The 14,768-nt window shown below is 54.1% G+C and carries 13 protein-coding genes; 6 read left to right on the top strand and 7 right to left on the bottom strand.

Annotated features, from left to right (window positions below; translation table 11 throughout):
- Positions 1-26: 26 nt before the first annotated feature.
- From K5621_RS15880 to K5621_RS15895, 4 genes are read right to left on the bottom strand one after another with little or no spacing between them, the layout of a single operon-like run.
- Positions 27-836, bottom strand: coding sequence for a class I SAM-dependent methyltransferase (locus K5621_RS15880; protein ID WP_221049727.1), 810 nt, complete (start codon positions 834-836; stop codon positions 27-29).
- Positions 837-876: 40 nt separating this feature from the next.
- The gene (locus K5621_RS15885) at positions 877-1,605 is read right to left on the bottom strand and encodes an ABC transporter ATP-binding protein (protein WP_221049728.1); all 729 of its coding nucleotides are present in this window, start codon (positions 1,603-1,605) and stop codon (positions 877-879) included.
- 8 nt (positions 1,606-1,613) lie between these two features.
- Positions 1,614-2,621, bottom strand: coding sequence for a FecCD family ABC transporter permease (locus tag K5621_RS15890; RefSeq protein ID WP_221049729.1), 1,008 nt, complete (start codon positions 2,619-2,621; stop codon positions 1,614-1,616).
- Positions 2,618-3,643 carry an ABC transporter substrate-binding protein gene (locus tag K5621_RS15895; protein WP_221049730.1) on the bottom strand — a complete coding sequence of 342 codons (1,026 nt, stop codon included), beginning with the start codon at positions 3,641-3,643 and terminating at the stop codon, positions 2,618-2,620. Before K5621_RS15895 ends, K5621_RS15890 begins: the two co-directional genes overlap by 4 nt.
- Positions 3,644-3,962: 319 nt before the next feature.
- On the opposite strand from K5621_RS15895, the gene K5621_RS15900 reads away from it, so the two are divergent.
- Positions 3,963-5,918, top strand: a complete 1,956-nt coding sequence (locus tag K5621_RS15900; protein WP_221049731.1) for a methyl-accepting chemotaxis protein — start codon at positions 3,963-3,965, stop codon at positions 5,916-5,918.
- Positions 5,919-6,032: 114 nt separating this feature from the next.
- On the opposite strand, the gene ung is transcribed toward K5621_RS15900, so the two are convergent.
- Positions 6,033-6,701 carry a uracil-DNA glycosylase gene (gene ung / locus K5621_RS15905; RefSeq protein ID WP_100142229.1) on the bottom strand — a complete coding sequence of 223 codons (669 nt, stop codon included), beginning with the start codon at positions 6,699-6,701 and terminating at the stop codon, positions 6,033-6,035.
- A 332-nt stretch (positions 6,702-7,033) separates the two neighbouring features.
- Here ung and K5621_RS15910 point away from each other — a divergent pair, with 332 nt between their 5' ends.
- Positions 7,034-7,360 (top strand): DUF3144 domain-containing protein, encoded by a 327-nt coding sequence (locus tag K5621_RS15910; RefSeq protein ID WP_100142230.1) that lies wholly within the window; start codon positions 7,034-7,036, stop codon positions 7,358-7,360.
- Positions 7,361-7,747: 387 nt separating this feature from the next.
- On the opposite strand, the gene K5621_RS15915 is transcribed toward K5621_RS15910, so the two are convergent.
- The gene (locus K5621_RS15915) at positions 7,748-8,365 is read right to left on the bottom strand and encodes a LysE family translocator (protein WP_221049732.1); all 618 of its coding nucleotides are present in this window, start codon (positions 8,363-8,365) and stop codon (positions 7,748-7,750) included.
- A gap of 191 nt (positions 8,366-8,556) precedes the next feature.
- On the opposite strand from K5621_RS15915, the gene K5621_RS15920 reads away from it, so the two are divergent.
- The 4 genes from K5621_RS15920 (at position 8,557) to K5621_RS15935 (ending at position 14,171) form a co-directional block, all read left to right on the top strand.
- A complete protein-coding gene (locus K5621_RS15920; RefSeq protein WP_100142233.1) occupies positions 8,557-9,099 on the top strand; it encodes a thioredoxin family protein in 543 nt (180 codons plus the stop codon).
- Positions 9,100-9,183: 84 nt separating this feature from the next.
- Positions 9,184-10,596 carry a sigma-54 interaction domain-containing protein gene (locus K5621_RS15925; protein WP_245003098.1) on the top strand — a complete coding sequence of 471 codons (1,413 nt, stop codon included), beginning with the start codon at positions 9,184-9,186 and terminating at the stop codon, positions 10,594-10,596.
- 193 nt (positions 10,597-10,789) lie between these two features.
- On the top strand, positions 10,790-12,196 hold the full coding sequence (gene ccoG, locus K5621_RS15930) for a cytochrome c oxidase accessory protein CcoG (RefSeq protein ID WP_221049733.1): 1,407 nt from the start codon (positions 10,790-10,792) through the stop codon (positions 12,194-12,196).
- Between the two features lie 358 nt (positions 12,197-12,554).
- Positions 12,555-14,171, top strand: a complete 1,617-nt coding sequence (locus K5621_RS15935; RefSeq protein ID WP_221049734.1) for an AMP-binding protein — start codon at positions 12,555-12,557, stop codon at positions 14,169-14,171.
- A 68-nt stretch (positions 14,172-14,239) separates the two neighbouring features.
- Here the strand turns inward: K5621_RS15935 and K5621_RS15940 are convergent, their stop codons facing one another.
- Complete coding sequence (locus K5621_RS15940; protein WP_221049735.1) at positions 14,240-14,764, bottom strand: cytochrome b/b6 domain-containing protein; 525 nt, start codon at positions 14,762-14,764, stop codon at positions 14,240-14,242.
- Positions 14,765-14,768: the final 4 nt, after the last annotated feature.

Consider the following 14,768-nt stretch of genomic DNA (forward strand, 5'->3'; position numbering starts at 1 on the left):
CGGGTATAAAAAACTCGACAATCGCCTCAGGCTAGAGCCACAGCGTCCCAATAAACCATGGCCCAACTGCGATCACCGGTTCGCAGCGGTTTACCCTGTTGCTTATGACGCTGATAATACTCCTGCAACCTTTGTTTTTCGGCGTCATCCAGAGCTCCCAGCGACCAGGCGACATTATCTTCAAACTGGGCGTAACTCTCGGCTTGGTTCATACAACCACTGGACTCAATAAAGTCCACCTTGGGCTTAATGCCCATCTGCTGCAAAATATTCACTGCATACAGATAGTTAGGCAGGGTCACCACTTTACGGCCTATGGCTTGAATAATGGCGGGATCGATAAAGGTTGAGCTAACGGTATGAGTGGTATAAACCCGCTTGCGAGCCTGGCGATTGAGCTTTTCCAGGGCACTCTTGAGGCAGCCTACCAGAGTCGAGCGCGACGCCACTGCGATATCACACACAGGAATGTCGCTCCAATCATCTTCCCAGGCTCTTTGAATGAGAGTGACATTGCTCAAGCCTTCCGCATCGGCGCGGCGCTTGGCCACTTCCAACATGCCACTGCTGTAATCCAGGCCATAGACGGCCTGCATCTTGTCGGCCAATCCCAGGCACACAGAGCCAGGGCCACAACCCATATCCAAAAGCGTGTCGCAATCACTCAAGTCCATCAGCTTGAAAAAGCCCTCCAGATAACTGTCCTTGGGTCTGGCGCAGCTCTCGGCCATCTTTTCCGCCCGTTTGTCCCAATGTTCGGCACTCTTGTGGCTGCGCTCAGCCCTTTGCAGGTGCTCGCGGTACATGGCGGCAAAGTCCAGCTCTTCTATTATCATGAATTCACCTTGCTTAAGATTTAACGCTCCCGCCGACCCCTTATAGGTGCTCGGCAATAGCAGATTCACTGACGCCATAGAGCTGCGCCAGTCCTGATACCTGTAACTGACCAGCCACCGCACCTTGCCTCAGGCCGTGACCGGGTTCCACCAGCGCCACGCTATCGGCCAACAGTTCGGCATGACGTGGATGGTGAGTCGACATCAATACTGCGATCCCCTGCTGTTTGAGTCGTTTTACCTGGGCCAACAACTTGATTTGATTGCCGAAATCCAGGCTGGCAGCCGGTTCATCCATTACCAGCAGTCTCGGCGATTGCAGTAAGGCTCTGGCAATCAGTACCAACTGGCGCTCGCCGCCGCTTATCTGATCCATGGCGCAATCGGCCAGGTGGGCAATATCCAACTGCTTCAAGGCCGCCAACGCCCGCTTCTGCTCATTGGCGCCGGGCACGGCAAACGGCCCCAGTCGCGACTGGCAGCCCATGAGCACCATTTCCAACACCCGAAAGGAAAAACGGCTCAACTGCGCCTGCGGCACATAGGCCATCTGCTGCGCCAGCTCACGCTGCGACCATTGATGAATTTCCCTGCCGGCTATCTTTATCTCACCGGCCAGCGGCGGTAGCAAGCCAAGTAGCGTTTTCAATAAGCTGGTCTTGCCGCTGCCATTACAGCCGAGCAAACAAACTATTTCCGCCTCGGCCAGGTAAAGCTGCACATTGGACAGCAAAGGTTTACCGGCATAACCCACTGAGACGCCTTGCATGCAGGCAATCATTGGCCCCGGCCTCCGCCTCTTAACAGTAAAAACATAAAGAAAGGCGCTCCGATACAAGCGGTTAAAATCCCTAGCGGCAACTCGATCGGCGCCAGTGTGCGCGCCAACGTATCGGTCAGCAGCAACATAAAGGCGCCCAGTAGCATGGACATGGGCAACAAGCGTCTGAAGTCAGCGCCCACCAGCAGGCGAGCCATATGCGGCACCACCAGCCCAAGCCAACCTATAATCCCGGCGATGGAAACCGCCGCTGCGGTCAGCAAGGTCGCCGCCAGAATAAATATCAGCCGGGTTTTCGCTATGTTAAGCCCGAGACTGCTAGCCTCATCGTCGGCCAGGCTTAACAGATTCATACGCCAGCGCAGCAGCAGTAACGGCGCCAGCCCCAGTGCCATAGGAAGCAGGCTAGACTTGAGATCTTCCAGAGTGATATCCGACAATCCCCCCATCAGCCAGAAAGTAATGGACGGCAGCTGACTATAGGGATCGGCCAACAACTTCATTAACGAAATACCGGCGCCGCACAAGGCGCCGATGGCAATGCCCACCAGAACCAAAGCCAACACAGGATCGCCCTGGCGGCTGAGCCGCGCCAGCAAACAGACCAGAGCCACCACTAGCAAACCGCCGATAAAAGCAAATAGCTGGATGTTGTAAACCGGCAAATCTAGGTAGATACCCAATACCGCGCCAAGACCGGCCCCGGCGGAAACGCCCAGAATATCAGGCGACACCAAAGGATTACGGAACATCCCCTGATAGGCGGCACCGCTGGCGGCCAAACCGGCTCCTATCATGAGTGCCGCCAAAATTCTGGGCAGTCGTAAATGCCAGAAGACACTGACGCTCTTGCTGTCCAGGGCAGCCACATCGCCACCGATGGCATGCCAAAGCGCCTGCCCCTGCTGCGCCAGACTGAGCGGATACTGGCCACTGGCTGCGGCAAAACAGAGAATGCTGAGACAGATCCCGGCTGCCAACGGGTATTTGATTCTGTCGTTCATTCGGGGCTCAGCAGATTGGCCGCCTGCTCTCCACTCAGCTCACTGTGGTAAAAATCGCGGTAGAAATCCTTAACCAGTGCCTGCTGTGCGCGCTCATCAGCGCCGGACAACAGCAGCCTAAGGTAACTCATGCCCAATAGACGGTTGATCCCCGGCGGGGTGTCAATCCAACCAAATGGTCGATTCGGCAACCAATAGATCCGCTGGTTACGTACCGCCGCCAACGTGCCCCAGACCGGGTCTCGGTGTATATGACGGATAAACTCCGGATCCTGGCTGATGATGATCTCGGGCTCCCAGGCCATTAGCTGCTCCAGAGAGACTTTGGCCAGGCCGCGATAGTCACCGGCCTTGGCCACGTTCTTAAGCCCAAGCTGTTCTATGGCTTCGGTATGAATGGAGCCAGTGACCCCAGTTTCAAGCCCATTTGCCCCTCGGCCGAAGTAAAAAGACCGCGCCTCGCCCAGACTAAGGCCGAACTCTCTGGCATCACTGAGGATTTCAGCCGTGCGTTTGGCCAAAAAGTCAGCCCGCTCGTGGACCCCAAGGATCTGTCCCAGCTTTTTCAACTGCAGCGGAATATCGGCCAGTGAGCCATCGAGCAACAAAAATGGCACACCACTGACACGCTCAACCTTTTGCGCCATCGACTGGTAGTTTTGACTGACATTGCCATAATCCACCACCAGATCTGCATCCAGAGTCATCAGCTTTTCCAGTGAAAGGCTGGCATTGCGCCCCACCAAGCGTCCAAGCCTGGGCTTTTGCCACAGGTTTGAAGCAAAGCCGTACTGTTGCAGCAAATCCGGCTTGAGGTGAGCGTAACCGAGTAACTTTTCCGGACTCAAGGCCAGCAACAACAGATCTGCCGGCCCACCGGCACTGACGACCCGCTTGATATCTCTAGCCTGCGGCAATGACTCTTGTGCGGTGGGACTCAACACTGAAGCATGGACCAACCAGGGATAACAGGCCAGTAGCCCCAATCCCATACTGCCCTTGATGAAACATCTTCTATCCAATGTTCAAGTCCCCACCGCAACCGTTATATACAAAAATATATAGCGGTGCAATTTACCTTTCTCAACCAAACTTGGCAATGGATAGAGTTCACAATTAGAAGATTTGTAACTGGCTTACCTTCCAAGGGGATAATTGGATTTATCAAAACTATCATTAAGTTACTGCTTAGCTTTGATACCAAGACAAAAATTCAACCAATAAATTTAGCCGGACTCTCACGACTGTTCTAAATTTTAAGCAATCAAGTATCTGCACCACACCACATTAAAATGGATTTGGTAGCTGTTTATTCCCGGCTACCCGACAGGGAGTCAAGTCATGCGCTTTACCACCAAAATAAAACTCATCAGTCTGCTTATCGTGCTGGTTCCTTTAGTATTGGCAACGGCTCTGGTCACTTGGCTTGCGGAAAAAGAACTCTATAATCAGGCCGAAGACAGGCTGCTGGCGGTCAGAGAGATCAAAGAGCGCCAGCTCGATGCCATGTTTGCCAACTTCGGCAACAATCTGGATGCGATCGCCGCCGTGATCCAAAACAGTGATTCACTCAACAGTCTCAGCCAATCCCGCACCATGCTAGAAGCCCTCAATAAAGAGTTGGGCTTTTACGATATTTTCATCATCGAAGACTCAGGTCTGGTAAAAGATACCGCGACCCATGAAGCCGACTGGGGCAGTAACCTGCAAACCGGGCCTTATGCAGACTCAGGCCTCGGCCGCCTGTTTAGAAACGCTCTCAACGGCAACGGCGCCGCTGTGATGGCCGACTTTAGCCCTTATGCTCCTTCGGGGAATGAAGCGGCCGCTTTTATTGGCAAGCGCATTGAATACCAAGGCCGCCCCTTGGTGGTTGCCGCCCAGCTCTCCATCGACAGGATCAATGCCGTAATGCAAATCCGAGAAGGAATGGGCCAAAGCGGTGAAACTTATCTGGTGGGCGCCGACAAGCGTATGCGCTCCGACTCCTTTCTCGACCCGGTCAATCGCACGGTCAAAGCCTCATTTGCCGGTACAGTCAGGCAAAATGGCATAGATACCCAAGCGGTGGAACAAGCGCTCAAGGGCCAAAGCGGTGTCATGCAGCTCAATGATTACAAAGGCAATCCTGTGGTTTCATCCTATGCTCCCATAGATGCCTTAGGGGTTCGTTGGGCGTTGTTGGCTGAAATCGATGCCGCCGAAGTATCCGCACCGGCAATGCATATGATTTTTATTGGGAGCATGGTATGCCTCAGCGCCATAGTACTGGCGCTGCTGGCAGCCAAACTGGTCAGTCACTTTGTGCTGCATCCATTGGGAGGTGAACCTACGGACATGTGTCAGCTCACCTCAGTCATCGCCTCCGGCGATCTCACCAGCACGCTGCAAGTCGCGCAGAGCGACAACCATCTGATGAGCTGGTTGGCCAGAATGCAAAACAAGCTCAAGGAGATCATCGCCCAGCTCATAGGTATGGGACAGGAGCTGGAGTCGGTAGCGGAGCAAAACTCTGCCGCCATCACCCAGGCCGATTGCAGCATCCAGCTTCAGGCCAAGGAAACCGACATGCTGGCAACCGCAGTGGAAGAGATGAGCTATGCCGCCGCCGAAGTGGGTCAGAATACGGCTCGCGCGGCCGATGAAGTCAACGCCTGTCAGGTTGCCAGCGAAACCTTGAAGCAAAACTTGGATCATACCCGTGCCAGTTTGGAGGTCACCCTCAACAACTTTGCCGAGATCCATAAAGAGGTTAACTCGCTAGAGCAGGACAGCCAAAAAATCGGTACTGTGCTGGAAGTGATAGACAGCATTGCCGAGCAGACCAATCTGCTGGCACTCAACGCTGCCATTGAGGCCGCCCGCGCCGGCGAACATGGTCGCGGTTTTTCCGTGGTGGCCGACGAGGTACGTCAGTTGGCAGTCAAAGTGCAGGAAGCCACTCAGGATATAGGCCATGTACTACAAGGGATCCAGCGCCAGTCAGGCTCTCTGGTCAGCCACAGTCAAACCTGTAGCGATGAGGCTACCGCTAGCGCAGAGAAGGCCGAGGGCATGCGCGAAGCGGTCGAAGATATTAGCCGTCGGTTGCAAACGCTCAATGCACTGATGAGCCAAACGGCTACGGCGGCAGAGGAACAAACGACGGTATCGGCTACCCTGGCCAAGGGAATTTCCGGTCTCAGCGCTGCGGCCGAGGAAAACAGCACCGCCATCAGCCAAGTGGCCATCAGCACCCGTAGCTTGTTGGGGCTGGCGAATCAACTTGGGGTCACCACGGCGCAGTTCAAGGTCTGAGGCAATTCAATCTGCAGTATCGAGCAAGCCCTAGGCCCTGCTCGATACTGTGAAATAGCCGCTATCCCGCTAGCTAAGGAAAGTGCTAAAAGAAAGTGCGAAAAAGCCCCTTCTCTAAACCTGCCAATCTATTTCGGCTTGCTGCCACTGTTTCAGCTGCTGGTTGATGGCCGAGAAATGGCCACAGCCAAAGAAACCGCGATAGGCGGAAAGAGGCGAAGGATGCGGACCACTTAAGATCTTATGTTGTGGCGCCTTGATAAGTTTACCTTTCTTAATGGCATGGCTGCCCCAAAGCACAAAAATAATCGGTTCTTCACGCTGATCGAGCAGCTGCAGTGCCCTGTCGGTGAAGGTTTCCCAGCCCGCCTTGGCATGGGAGTGCGCCTTGCCCTGCTCCACCGTCAGCACAGTGTTGAGCATCAAGACCCCTTGCTTGGCCCAGCTCACAAGATGACCATGATCTGGGATTGAGAATCCGGGGATGTCTGTCGCCAATTCCTTGTACATGTTGACCAACGAAGGCGGTGTCTTCACTCCGGGCTTGACCGAGAAACACAGGCCATGGGCTTGCCCTGGGCCATGGTAAGGATCCTGACCGATAAGCACCACTCTCACCTTGTCCAGCGGTGTCAGTTCAAAGGCACTGAACACCTCGTCCTCAGGAGGAAAGACGGCCTTGCCGGCGGCGCGCTCTGCGGCAACAAACTCACTGAGTTGCTGAAAATAAGGGGCCTGTTGTTCGGCGGCAATAAATGCCTGCCAGTCAGTGGGAAGCGCCATGGTGATAATCCTCTGCGTAAAAGAGGTCATAGCTTAAGAGTGCCGACTGCGGGATACAAGCGCCGAGTATCGGCTCTGTGGCCTATATTCGAAGGAACTGGACTCGGTTTTGCAAGCCAAGCTATTGAGGAGTAAGCCAAGATAACCCACGAACACTGACCTGGGTGACAGCAGCAACGGCCTGGGGTTGGCCGACTTTTTGCCAAAATGGTGGAATATTTGCCAGCAAAGGCGGGGACTCAGATCTCAATCGTTCATTTTTTTCCTTGGCACGGCGCCTTTTTAGGTTAGAATCGGCCCTCAATCTTTGGCTTAGCAAGAGCGAATATAATATGTCCGATGCCAACAACCAAACCACCATATTTCAGTTAGCAGATCAGTTTATCGCCCTGGCCAATGAGCTGACCCAACAAGAAGGCGACGTCGGCAAGGTCGGCACCGCCCTGAGATTTGCTGCCGCCCGCTTCAACGCCTTTGAAGCCGCTATCAAGTCTGCCGATCTGGGCGCCGAAAAAGCCAATGCCCTAGAGTGGTTTACCGCCGAATATCGCGACATGTTGGATGACAACCTGGAAGATCACATTGCCAACCCCCCAGTGGTCAACGGCGAAGAAGCGGCCGAGCCGACCGATAATGCCGTACAACAATTCAAGCTCTAAGCTCCTTTGATAACAAGCCGCGGGGCATTTGCCCCGCGCTATCTGGCACTTTCATTTCCGGCTTGGCTTTAAGACCGAGCAATTTGTTACTTCTCTTTCAGTCCTGGCGGTTTACAAAGCCGTAGCCAATTTGACGACCTCACTATCACTCGAGTCAAAAGTCGTTTTCTATCACTCACGAGTGGCTGTTACCAATCCCAGGAAAAAGTACAAGCAAGCACCTTAGACAGCTGAAAAATATCTTGGCAGCGCTCAATCCTTGAAAGCTCAGCCGGCAAACTTCTCTGCCATTAACAAGCTCAATCCAAGCGGTCCATTTAAACCACGGCGCCTAGCTCCTGATTGGGTTCAGAGGAGACAGTACTATGTTCGTATTGCGTTTCAAGGTCAAAACAGGGAATAGATCACCCGTCCGGCCAACAGGATAAGCACTAGGCCGCTAAGGCGGTCAATCAACTGTGCCTTCTCTCTCAGCTTGGGCAGTACCCTTGGCTGCGACAACAAGAAGGCTATCAGGGTGTACCAGAGGCCATCCACCAGCATAGGCGTCAAGACTATGATGCCTCGCCCCAGCAGACTGTCCGCAGCGGCAACAAACTGGCTGAACAAGGCTAGGAAAAACAACAAAATTTTCGGATTAAACAATGAGATGGCAATGCCGTCCCGGGCCGCTGTCAGCATGCCCGTCGGCTTGCCGGCACTGAGTTTTTGCTGCATTCCGCCCTTGGATTGCAACGCTTGAATCCCAAGCCAGGCGAGATAAAGTGCCCCCAATATGGCGATGCCGTTAAACAGCAGAGGGGTGTGTTTCAACACCACTGCCAATCCCAAAAGGGTGATAAAAGCATAAACGCCTATCCCCAAAGAATGCGCCCAGGCACAGGCGATACCGCGGCTGCGACCGCCCCCCAAGGTGTGACGCACCACCATGGCCAGGCTAGGTCCGGGTGACATGGCCCCCAAACACGAGATAGCCACCAGTCCCACCCAGTCACTCCAATTCATTGTTTCCCCTCGATGAAACCCACACCAGTTTGCCCTGTTTTGTGACCCACAAAAGACAAGTACCATCCGCAACAGGTTGGTCAATATACTCTATGAAGCCAGCGCTTTCGAGCCGCCAATTTTCAATTAGTTTTAAGGCTTGCTGACTATACTGGGCGCCCTTATAGCTCCCTAACCCCATTGAGGCCCGGATGATACTTACTCTCAGCATGCTGGCTCTGCTCAGCCTGATAGCAGTGATTGTGCTGCTGTTAATCAAAAAACGCCGCGGCGCCAAGATCCCCATGGCGGTGATCCTGGTGTTGGGAGGAATGGCTTTTTGTGTCGCCGCCGTGGTCAGTTTTGTGTATCGCGGCGAAGATTATGAGGCTTACCGGGAACTGCATTGGCAAACCTTAGACAGCCAGGCAATCCCGGCTCTGGTGGCCGAAGGCAAAACAGTCGTCATCGATGTGAGTGCCGATTGGTGCCTGATTTGTCAGGCCAACAAGGCCAATGTGCTCCATCGGGAGCAGATAGTCAGGGCGCTGGCCGAGCCGAATATTGTATTGATGCGCGGCGACCTCAGTGAGCCCAACCCGGCGGTATCCAACTATCTCAGCTCCCAGGGCGTTGCCGGAGTGCCTTATAACCGCATCCATGGCCCGGCCGTGCCCGAGGGAATCGTGATGCCCAGCGTCCTGACGGTCAACGATCTGCTCAAGGTGCTGACTCATGTTCAAGCCAACCCTTAAGGCACGATATATCGTGCCTTCATACTGACAAGCCCGGTAAGCGGCTCTATACTGGCGCGGTCCTCTGTGCCGAAGGAGCCGCTCTTGTCTGACTCAAACAGCTTTTTACCCGAAAACCGCCTCTTGCTCAATGCCGTCAGTGAAGGCATTTATGGTTTTGATCTTAAAGGTAATGCAGTCTTTATCAACCCGGCTGCCGAGAAGATGACCGGCTGGAGCACCGCCGAGCTCCTAGGGCGCAAGATCCACGACTTTCACCACCACAGCCATGCGGATGGCAGCGCCTATCCCCACGAAGATTGCCCCATCTATCAGACACTCAAAGACGGCAAAGCCAGAGAAATCACCACTGAGGTCTTCTGGCGCAAGGACGGCAGTTGCTTTCCCGTACACTATAGTTCCACGCCTGTGTGGCAGGACGGTAAGCTCAAGGGCGTAGTAGCGATATTTCGTGACATCAGTCTGCAAAAGCAGACTGAGTTGTCGCTGCGTCAGGCGCTGGAACAGGTACAGGCGCTATCGGAACAGCTAGCCTCGGAAAACTCCTGGCTGCAGGCCGAGCTGGAAGACAAGACGGGCACCCAGGAGATTGCCGGTAACAGCCCGATGATCCAAACCCTGCTCAAACAGCTGCGCCTGGTGGCCAATACCGACAGTACCGTGTTGATCCAGGGGGAAAATGGCACCGGCAAAGAGCTGGTCGCCCGCCAGTTGCACCGACTCAGCAGCCGCAAAGACAAGCCGATGATCTCGGTCAACTGCGCCGCCTTCTCTGCCGGACTCTTGGAAAGCGAACTATTCGGCCATGAGAAAGGCGCCTTTACCGGTGCCAGTCAGCGGCGCAAGGGGCGCTTCGAACTGGCCCATAGAGGCACCCTGTTCCTCGACGAAGTGGCCGAGCTCAGTCTGGAGGCCCAGTCCAAGCTGCTACGGGTCATTCAGGAGCAGGAGTTTGAACGCGTTGGCGGCAGCGAGAGTATTAAGGTGGATATTCGACTGATCGCCGCCACTCACCACGATCTGCAGCAGCGGGTGGAACAAGGTCTGTTCCGGATGGATCTCTTCTACCGACTCAATGTCTTTCCGCTCAAGGTCCCGGCACTGAGACAGCGGCGGGAAGATATCCCCGAGCTGGTGCAACAGCTGCTCAAGAGTCTGTCATTGAAACTGGGTAAACCGCTGGCGGGCGTTGATGGCGATAGTCTGCGGCGGATGATGCAATATCAATGGCCGGGAAATGTCCGTGAATTGCAAAACCTGTTGGAGCGGGAAGCCATCCTTGCCCGCGAGCCGATACTGCATCTCGCCCCCTTGCCCAGCGATACGCCGCTGCCGGCCGTGGGTCAGACCCTGGCCGAAGTGGAAGCGGCCCATATCAAGGCGACACTGGACGCCTGTCACTGGCGAATATCCGGTCCAAGGGGCGCGGCCAGCAGTCTGGGGCTGCCTCCCAGCACCCTGAGATCGCGGATGCAAAAGCTGGGGATCCGCCGCTAGGGCAGTTAAAGCCATCACAGGGGATTCAAGGCGTAAAAAGTCACGACATATCGCCAAATCACGCTATGTCGTGAGTTAATTTCCATGCCCCCAAACAAATATTAGATATAAATCAACAAGTTAATCCTGCATTTGAACTGGCACACCTCTTGCCATTAGTTAAGCGTGTGTCAGTCACAATTCAGGAAGTAGCATGGTTCAACAGGCAAGACAGTCATCGGAAGCGATTCCGGTCACTTTTATCCCCTCCCCCCAAGACAAGAAGAGCAGCCACCAAGGCGGTAAAATCCACTTTCGTAGCCAACGCGGTTATTTTCAGCGCTGGCGCAGTGGCCTCAACGCCCTGTTGATAGCCCTGTTTCTGTTACTGCCCTTTATCGACTGGCAGGGGCGGCAAGCGATCTGGTTCGATCTGGCCAATCAACAGTTTTACTTTTTTGGTGCTAGCCTCTGGCCCCAGGATTTTACCCTGTTGGCCTGGTTCTTTATCGCTGCCGCCTTTGCCCTGTTTTTTGTAACCCTGTTTTGGGGCCGGGTCTGGTGTGGTTATCTCTGCCCGCAAACTGCCTGGACGTTCGGCTTCGCCTGGGTAGAAGAGAAGCTGGAAGGCAGCCGTAACCAGAGGATCAAGCTGGACGCTTCGCCCATGACTGTCAGTAAGGCCAGCAAACGCGGCGGCAAACATCTGTTGTGGATATTGATTTCACTGCTCACCGGCTGTGGCTTTATCGCCTACTTTGTACCGGCCAAGCAGTTGTATCCGGAGATTTTTACCTTCTCCGCCGGTTTTTGGGACAGCGCCTGGGTGTACTTTTTTGCCCTGTGTACCTATCTTAATGCCGGTTGGATGCGCGAACAGATGTGCCTGCATTGCTGCCCCTACTCAAGGTTCCAATCGGCCATGTTCGATTCCTTCACCAAGACAGTGACCTATGATGCCCAGCGGGGTGAAAGCCGCGGCCCAAGAAAGCGCAAACAAGCCACAGAGCTTGGCGACTGTGTCGATTGCAATCTCTGCGTCGAGGTGTGTCCCACCGGGATAGATATTCGTAACGGCCTGCAATATGAGTGCATCAACTGTGGCGCCTGCGTCGATGCCTGCGATCAGACCATGAGCAAGTTTGGTTATCGCCCCGGGCTCATCTCCTATACCAGTGAAGAATCACTGAACGGGCAAACTCCACCACTGTGGCAACGCAAACGCTTTATCGGCTATGGCGCCGCCTTGCTGGCCATACTCTGCACCATGGGGCTGGATATCTACTCGCGAGATCCCATCACGCTCAATGTGATCCGCGACCGCCAAAGCCTATACCGGGAAACCCTGGATGACGGCATAGAAAACAGCTATCTGCTGAAAATACGCAATAAGACCCAGCAAGATAAACTATACAAAATAGAGATCAGCGGTGCCCTGCCCTATCAGTTGTCGACCAATCGCGTGCACATCGCCGCCGGCGAGCAGTATGAATTGCCGCTGACCCTGACTGTGCCCGTGGCGCAAATTGACAACAGCCGCAGCAATCTGCTGTTTACAGTGCTTGAGGCCGATGCACTGGATAATAGCGTCAGCCAGAAGTCAGTATTTTTTGCCCCTTGAGTTGCCTCAGGGCGGCGAAGAGCTTCACCCGACTTCGCCGCCCGCTTTTTACCCGTTTGCGGCCTTGTTGCAGTCTGGCACTATTATCGCCCTGGCGAGCGGCTGTACGCATTCTCTGTCAAGCTGCCTATTTCTCACCCTCAACGCCCATTGATTAACCAATTATTTGTATAGGATTTTTCATTCGCCACCATTGCCTTGACCTCACTTTGCCTCTAACCTGATCCCAGATCATTGCTCAATGTAACGGTATTCAAACCGGCGCAAAAAGTTTCGGGGGAGACATAGGCCCAAGTTAATATCAGGCCAATAAGCTTTCAAAACCCAATAACAATAATAAATTCCAAAGGAAAAGGTGATGACAAGAGTGATACAGAATCAGGTATACGATACCCAGACTCAATTGGATTTTTCCCGCTATGAGTCGCTTGCGGATATGATTGTCAGCAGCTGTGAGCGTTACGGCGACAAGAACGCCTTTGCCTGCCTCGGTAAGGCCATCAGCTTTCGTGAACTGGAACGAGACTCTCGTGCCTTCGCCGCTTTCCTGCAGCACAACACCCAACTGCAAGTCGGCGATCGCATCGCCATCCAGCTGCCCAATATCAACCAATTTGTCATTGCCGCCTATGGCGCAATTCGCGCAGGCCTGGTGCTAGTAAATACCAACCCCTTGTATACTGAGCGAGAATTGATCCATCAATTCAAGGACTCAGGCGCCAAGGCGCTGGTGGTACTGTCGGATCTCCTGCCAATTTTGGCCAAGGTCGTTGCCAGCACCCCGATTGAAACTGTGATTTCCACCCATCCACTGGATCTGATCGAGCCACAAATTCAACCGAAAACCGGTTTGAAAAACCTCGAATTTACCAAGGTTCTTGAACAGGGACGAGAGCTGGAATTCACCGAAGTAAAGCTGAAGCTGGACGATCTGGTGGCGCTGCAATACACGGGCGGTACCACAGGCCTTTCCAAGGGAGCCATGCTCAGCCACAGAAACCTGATCGCCAACGCCCTGCAATGTGAATCCCGCATCGGCGCCAACCTGGTTCAGGGGGAAGAGATCTTCGTCGCCCCGCTGCCCATCTATCATATTTACGCCTTTTTGGTGAATCTGGTGCTCTACTTCGAGCGCGGCGCCCTGACAGTACTGATCCCCAACCCGAGGGATATCGCCTCACTGATCAAGACCTTGGCCAAGTATCCCTTTACCGGCTTCGCCGGGCTCAACACCTTGTTTGTTGGCCTATGCCACCAGCAAGCCTTCCGTGAGCTGGACTTCTCCCATCTGAAGATCACTATTTCCGGCGGTACCGCCCTTACCGAAGCCGCGGCCAAAATCTGGCAACAAACTACTGGCTGCACCATATCTGAAGGTTATGGTCTGAGTGAGACCTCGCCGGTTATCTCCCTCAACGCCCCTGGGCTAGAGCGTCTTGGCAGCATAGGCAAGCCGGTTATCGAAACTCAGGTGCAAATTCTCGATGGCAATGACCAGCCGCTGCCGCCTGGGCAAGCCGGTGAACTGGCGGTGCGCGGCCCTCAGGTGATGAGTGGCTACTGGCAAAAGCCCGATGAAACTGCGGCCGTAATGACAGAAGATGGCTTCTTCAAGACAGGAGATATCGCCATCGAGAGCGAAGATGGTTACCACAGCATAGTGGATCGCAAGAAAGATCTGATTATCGTCTCCGGCTTCAATGTTTACCCCAACGAAGTCGAAAACGTGCTGGCTCGTTGCGACTTGGTACTCGAATGCGCGGTTATCGGTATTGAAGATGAACGCAGCGGCGAAGCCGTCAAGGCGGTAATAGTGCTCAAACCGGAGGTCGATGCCGCCAATGCTCAAGCAGCCATTGAAGCCCACTGCCGGGCAGAGCTCGCGGCCTACAAGGTGCCCAAGGTGGTAGAGTTTGTCGCCCAGTTGCCCAAGAGTACGGTCGGCAAAATACTCAGGCGCGAACTGCGCAAATAAACCAAAATAAAAATGCCGCTATTAAGCGGCATTTTTATTATAAGAACTCTTTTACTTTCAGCGTTCTACTATTGACGGAAGAAGTCCAGCAGATGGCTGAGGGCACAGATGGCGTGCACTATCAGAAAACCGATAAAACCATGGGCCAAGTGTGAATGCCAGCCTCGCCAGAACAGCGCATCACTGGAGCCTTGGGTCAAATACCAAAGCATGCCGGTCAAAGCTACCCCTAGCAGCAGCAACATCCCCAGCCCTTCTATCAGGCTGAACAGCCCTTTGCCACCGGCAACCGGTAACTTGCCTTTGAACAAGCCGCCAATATCGGCACCTATCTGACGCCAATCACCGATAAACAGGCTGAAATACTGGCGCCAGCGGCCCGAGGTGCAGTTGCTCACGAGAAATGTCAGCGACAAAGGTACGCATAGGAGCCCGAGATAAACATGGCTCAGATCCCAGAAGCCAGCGCTGGCCCTAATGCTGCGGATCATCATTAAGCTACCGCTGCCCAGCACCAAAAACAGGCACAAGAGAATTAACAACAAGTGTTGATGGGCACTATAGATGCGCCACAGGCGTTGCAACAGAGCCATTTTC

Source organism: Shewanella carassii (assembly GCF_019670705.1).
In the GTDB taxonomy this organism is placed as follows: Bacteria; Pseudomonadota; Gammaproteobacteria; order Enterobacterales; family Shewanellaceae; genus Shewanella; species Shewanella carassii.

Coding starts and splice junctions, on each gene's coding strand:
- ung (WP_100142229.1), bottom strand. CDS start 6,701: ATGGCGCTTCCCACTGACTGGCAGGCATTTATTGCCGCCGAACAACAG.
- K5621_RS15920 (WP_100142233.1), top strand. CDS start 8,557: ATGATACTTACTCTCAGCATGCTGGCTCTGCTCAGCCTGATAGCAGTG.
- K5621_RS15910 (WP_100142230.1), top strand. CDS start 7,034: ATGTCCGATGCCAACAACCAAACCACCATATTTCAGTTAGCAGATCAG.
- K5621_RS15900 (WP_221049731.1), top strand. CDS start 3,963: ATGCGCTTTACCACCAAAATAAAACTCATCAGTCTGCTTATCGTGCTG.
- K5621_RS15935 (WP_221049734.1), top strand. CDS start 12,555: ATGACAAGAGTGATACAGAATCAGGTATACGATACCCAGACTCAATTG.
- ccoG (WP_221049733.1), top strand. CDS start 10,790: ATGGTTCAACAGGCAAGACAGTCATCGGAAGCGATTCCGGTCACTTTT.
- K5621_RS15885 (WP_221049728.1), bottom strand. CDS start 1,605: ATGCAAGGCGTCTCAGTGGGTTATGCCGGTAAACCTTTGCTGTCCAAT.
- K5621_RS15940 (WP_221049735.1), bottom strand. CDS start 14,764: ATGGCTCTGTTGCAACGCCTGTGGCGCATCTATAGTGCCCATCAACAC.
- K5621_RS15915 (WP_221049732.1), bottom strand. CDS start 8,365: ATGAATTGGAGTGACTGGGTGGGACTGGTGGCTATCTCGTGTTTGGGG.
- K5621_RS15880 (WP_221049727.1), bottom strand. CDS start 836: ATGATAATAGAAGAGCTGGACTTTGCCGCCATGTACCGCGAGCACCTG.
- K5621_RS15890 (WP_221049729.1), bottom strand. CDS start 2,621: ATGAACGACAGAATCAAATACCCGTTGGCAGCCGGGATCTGTCTCAGC.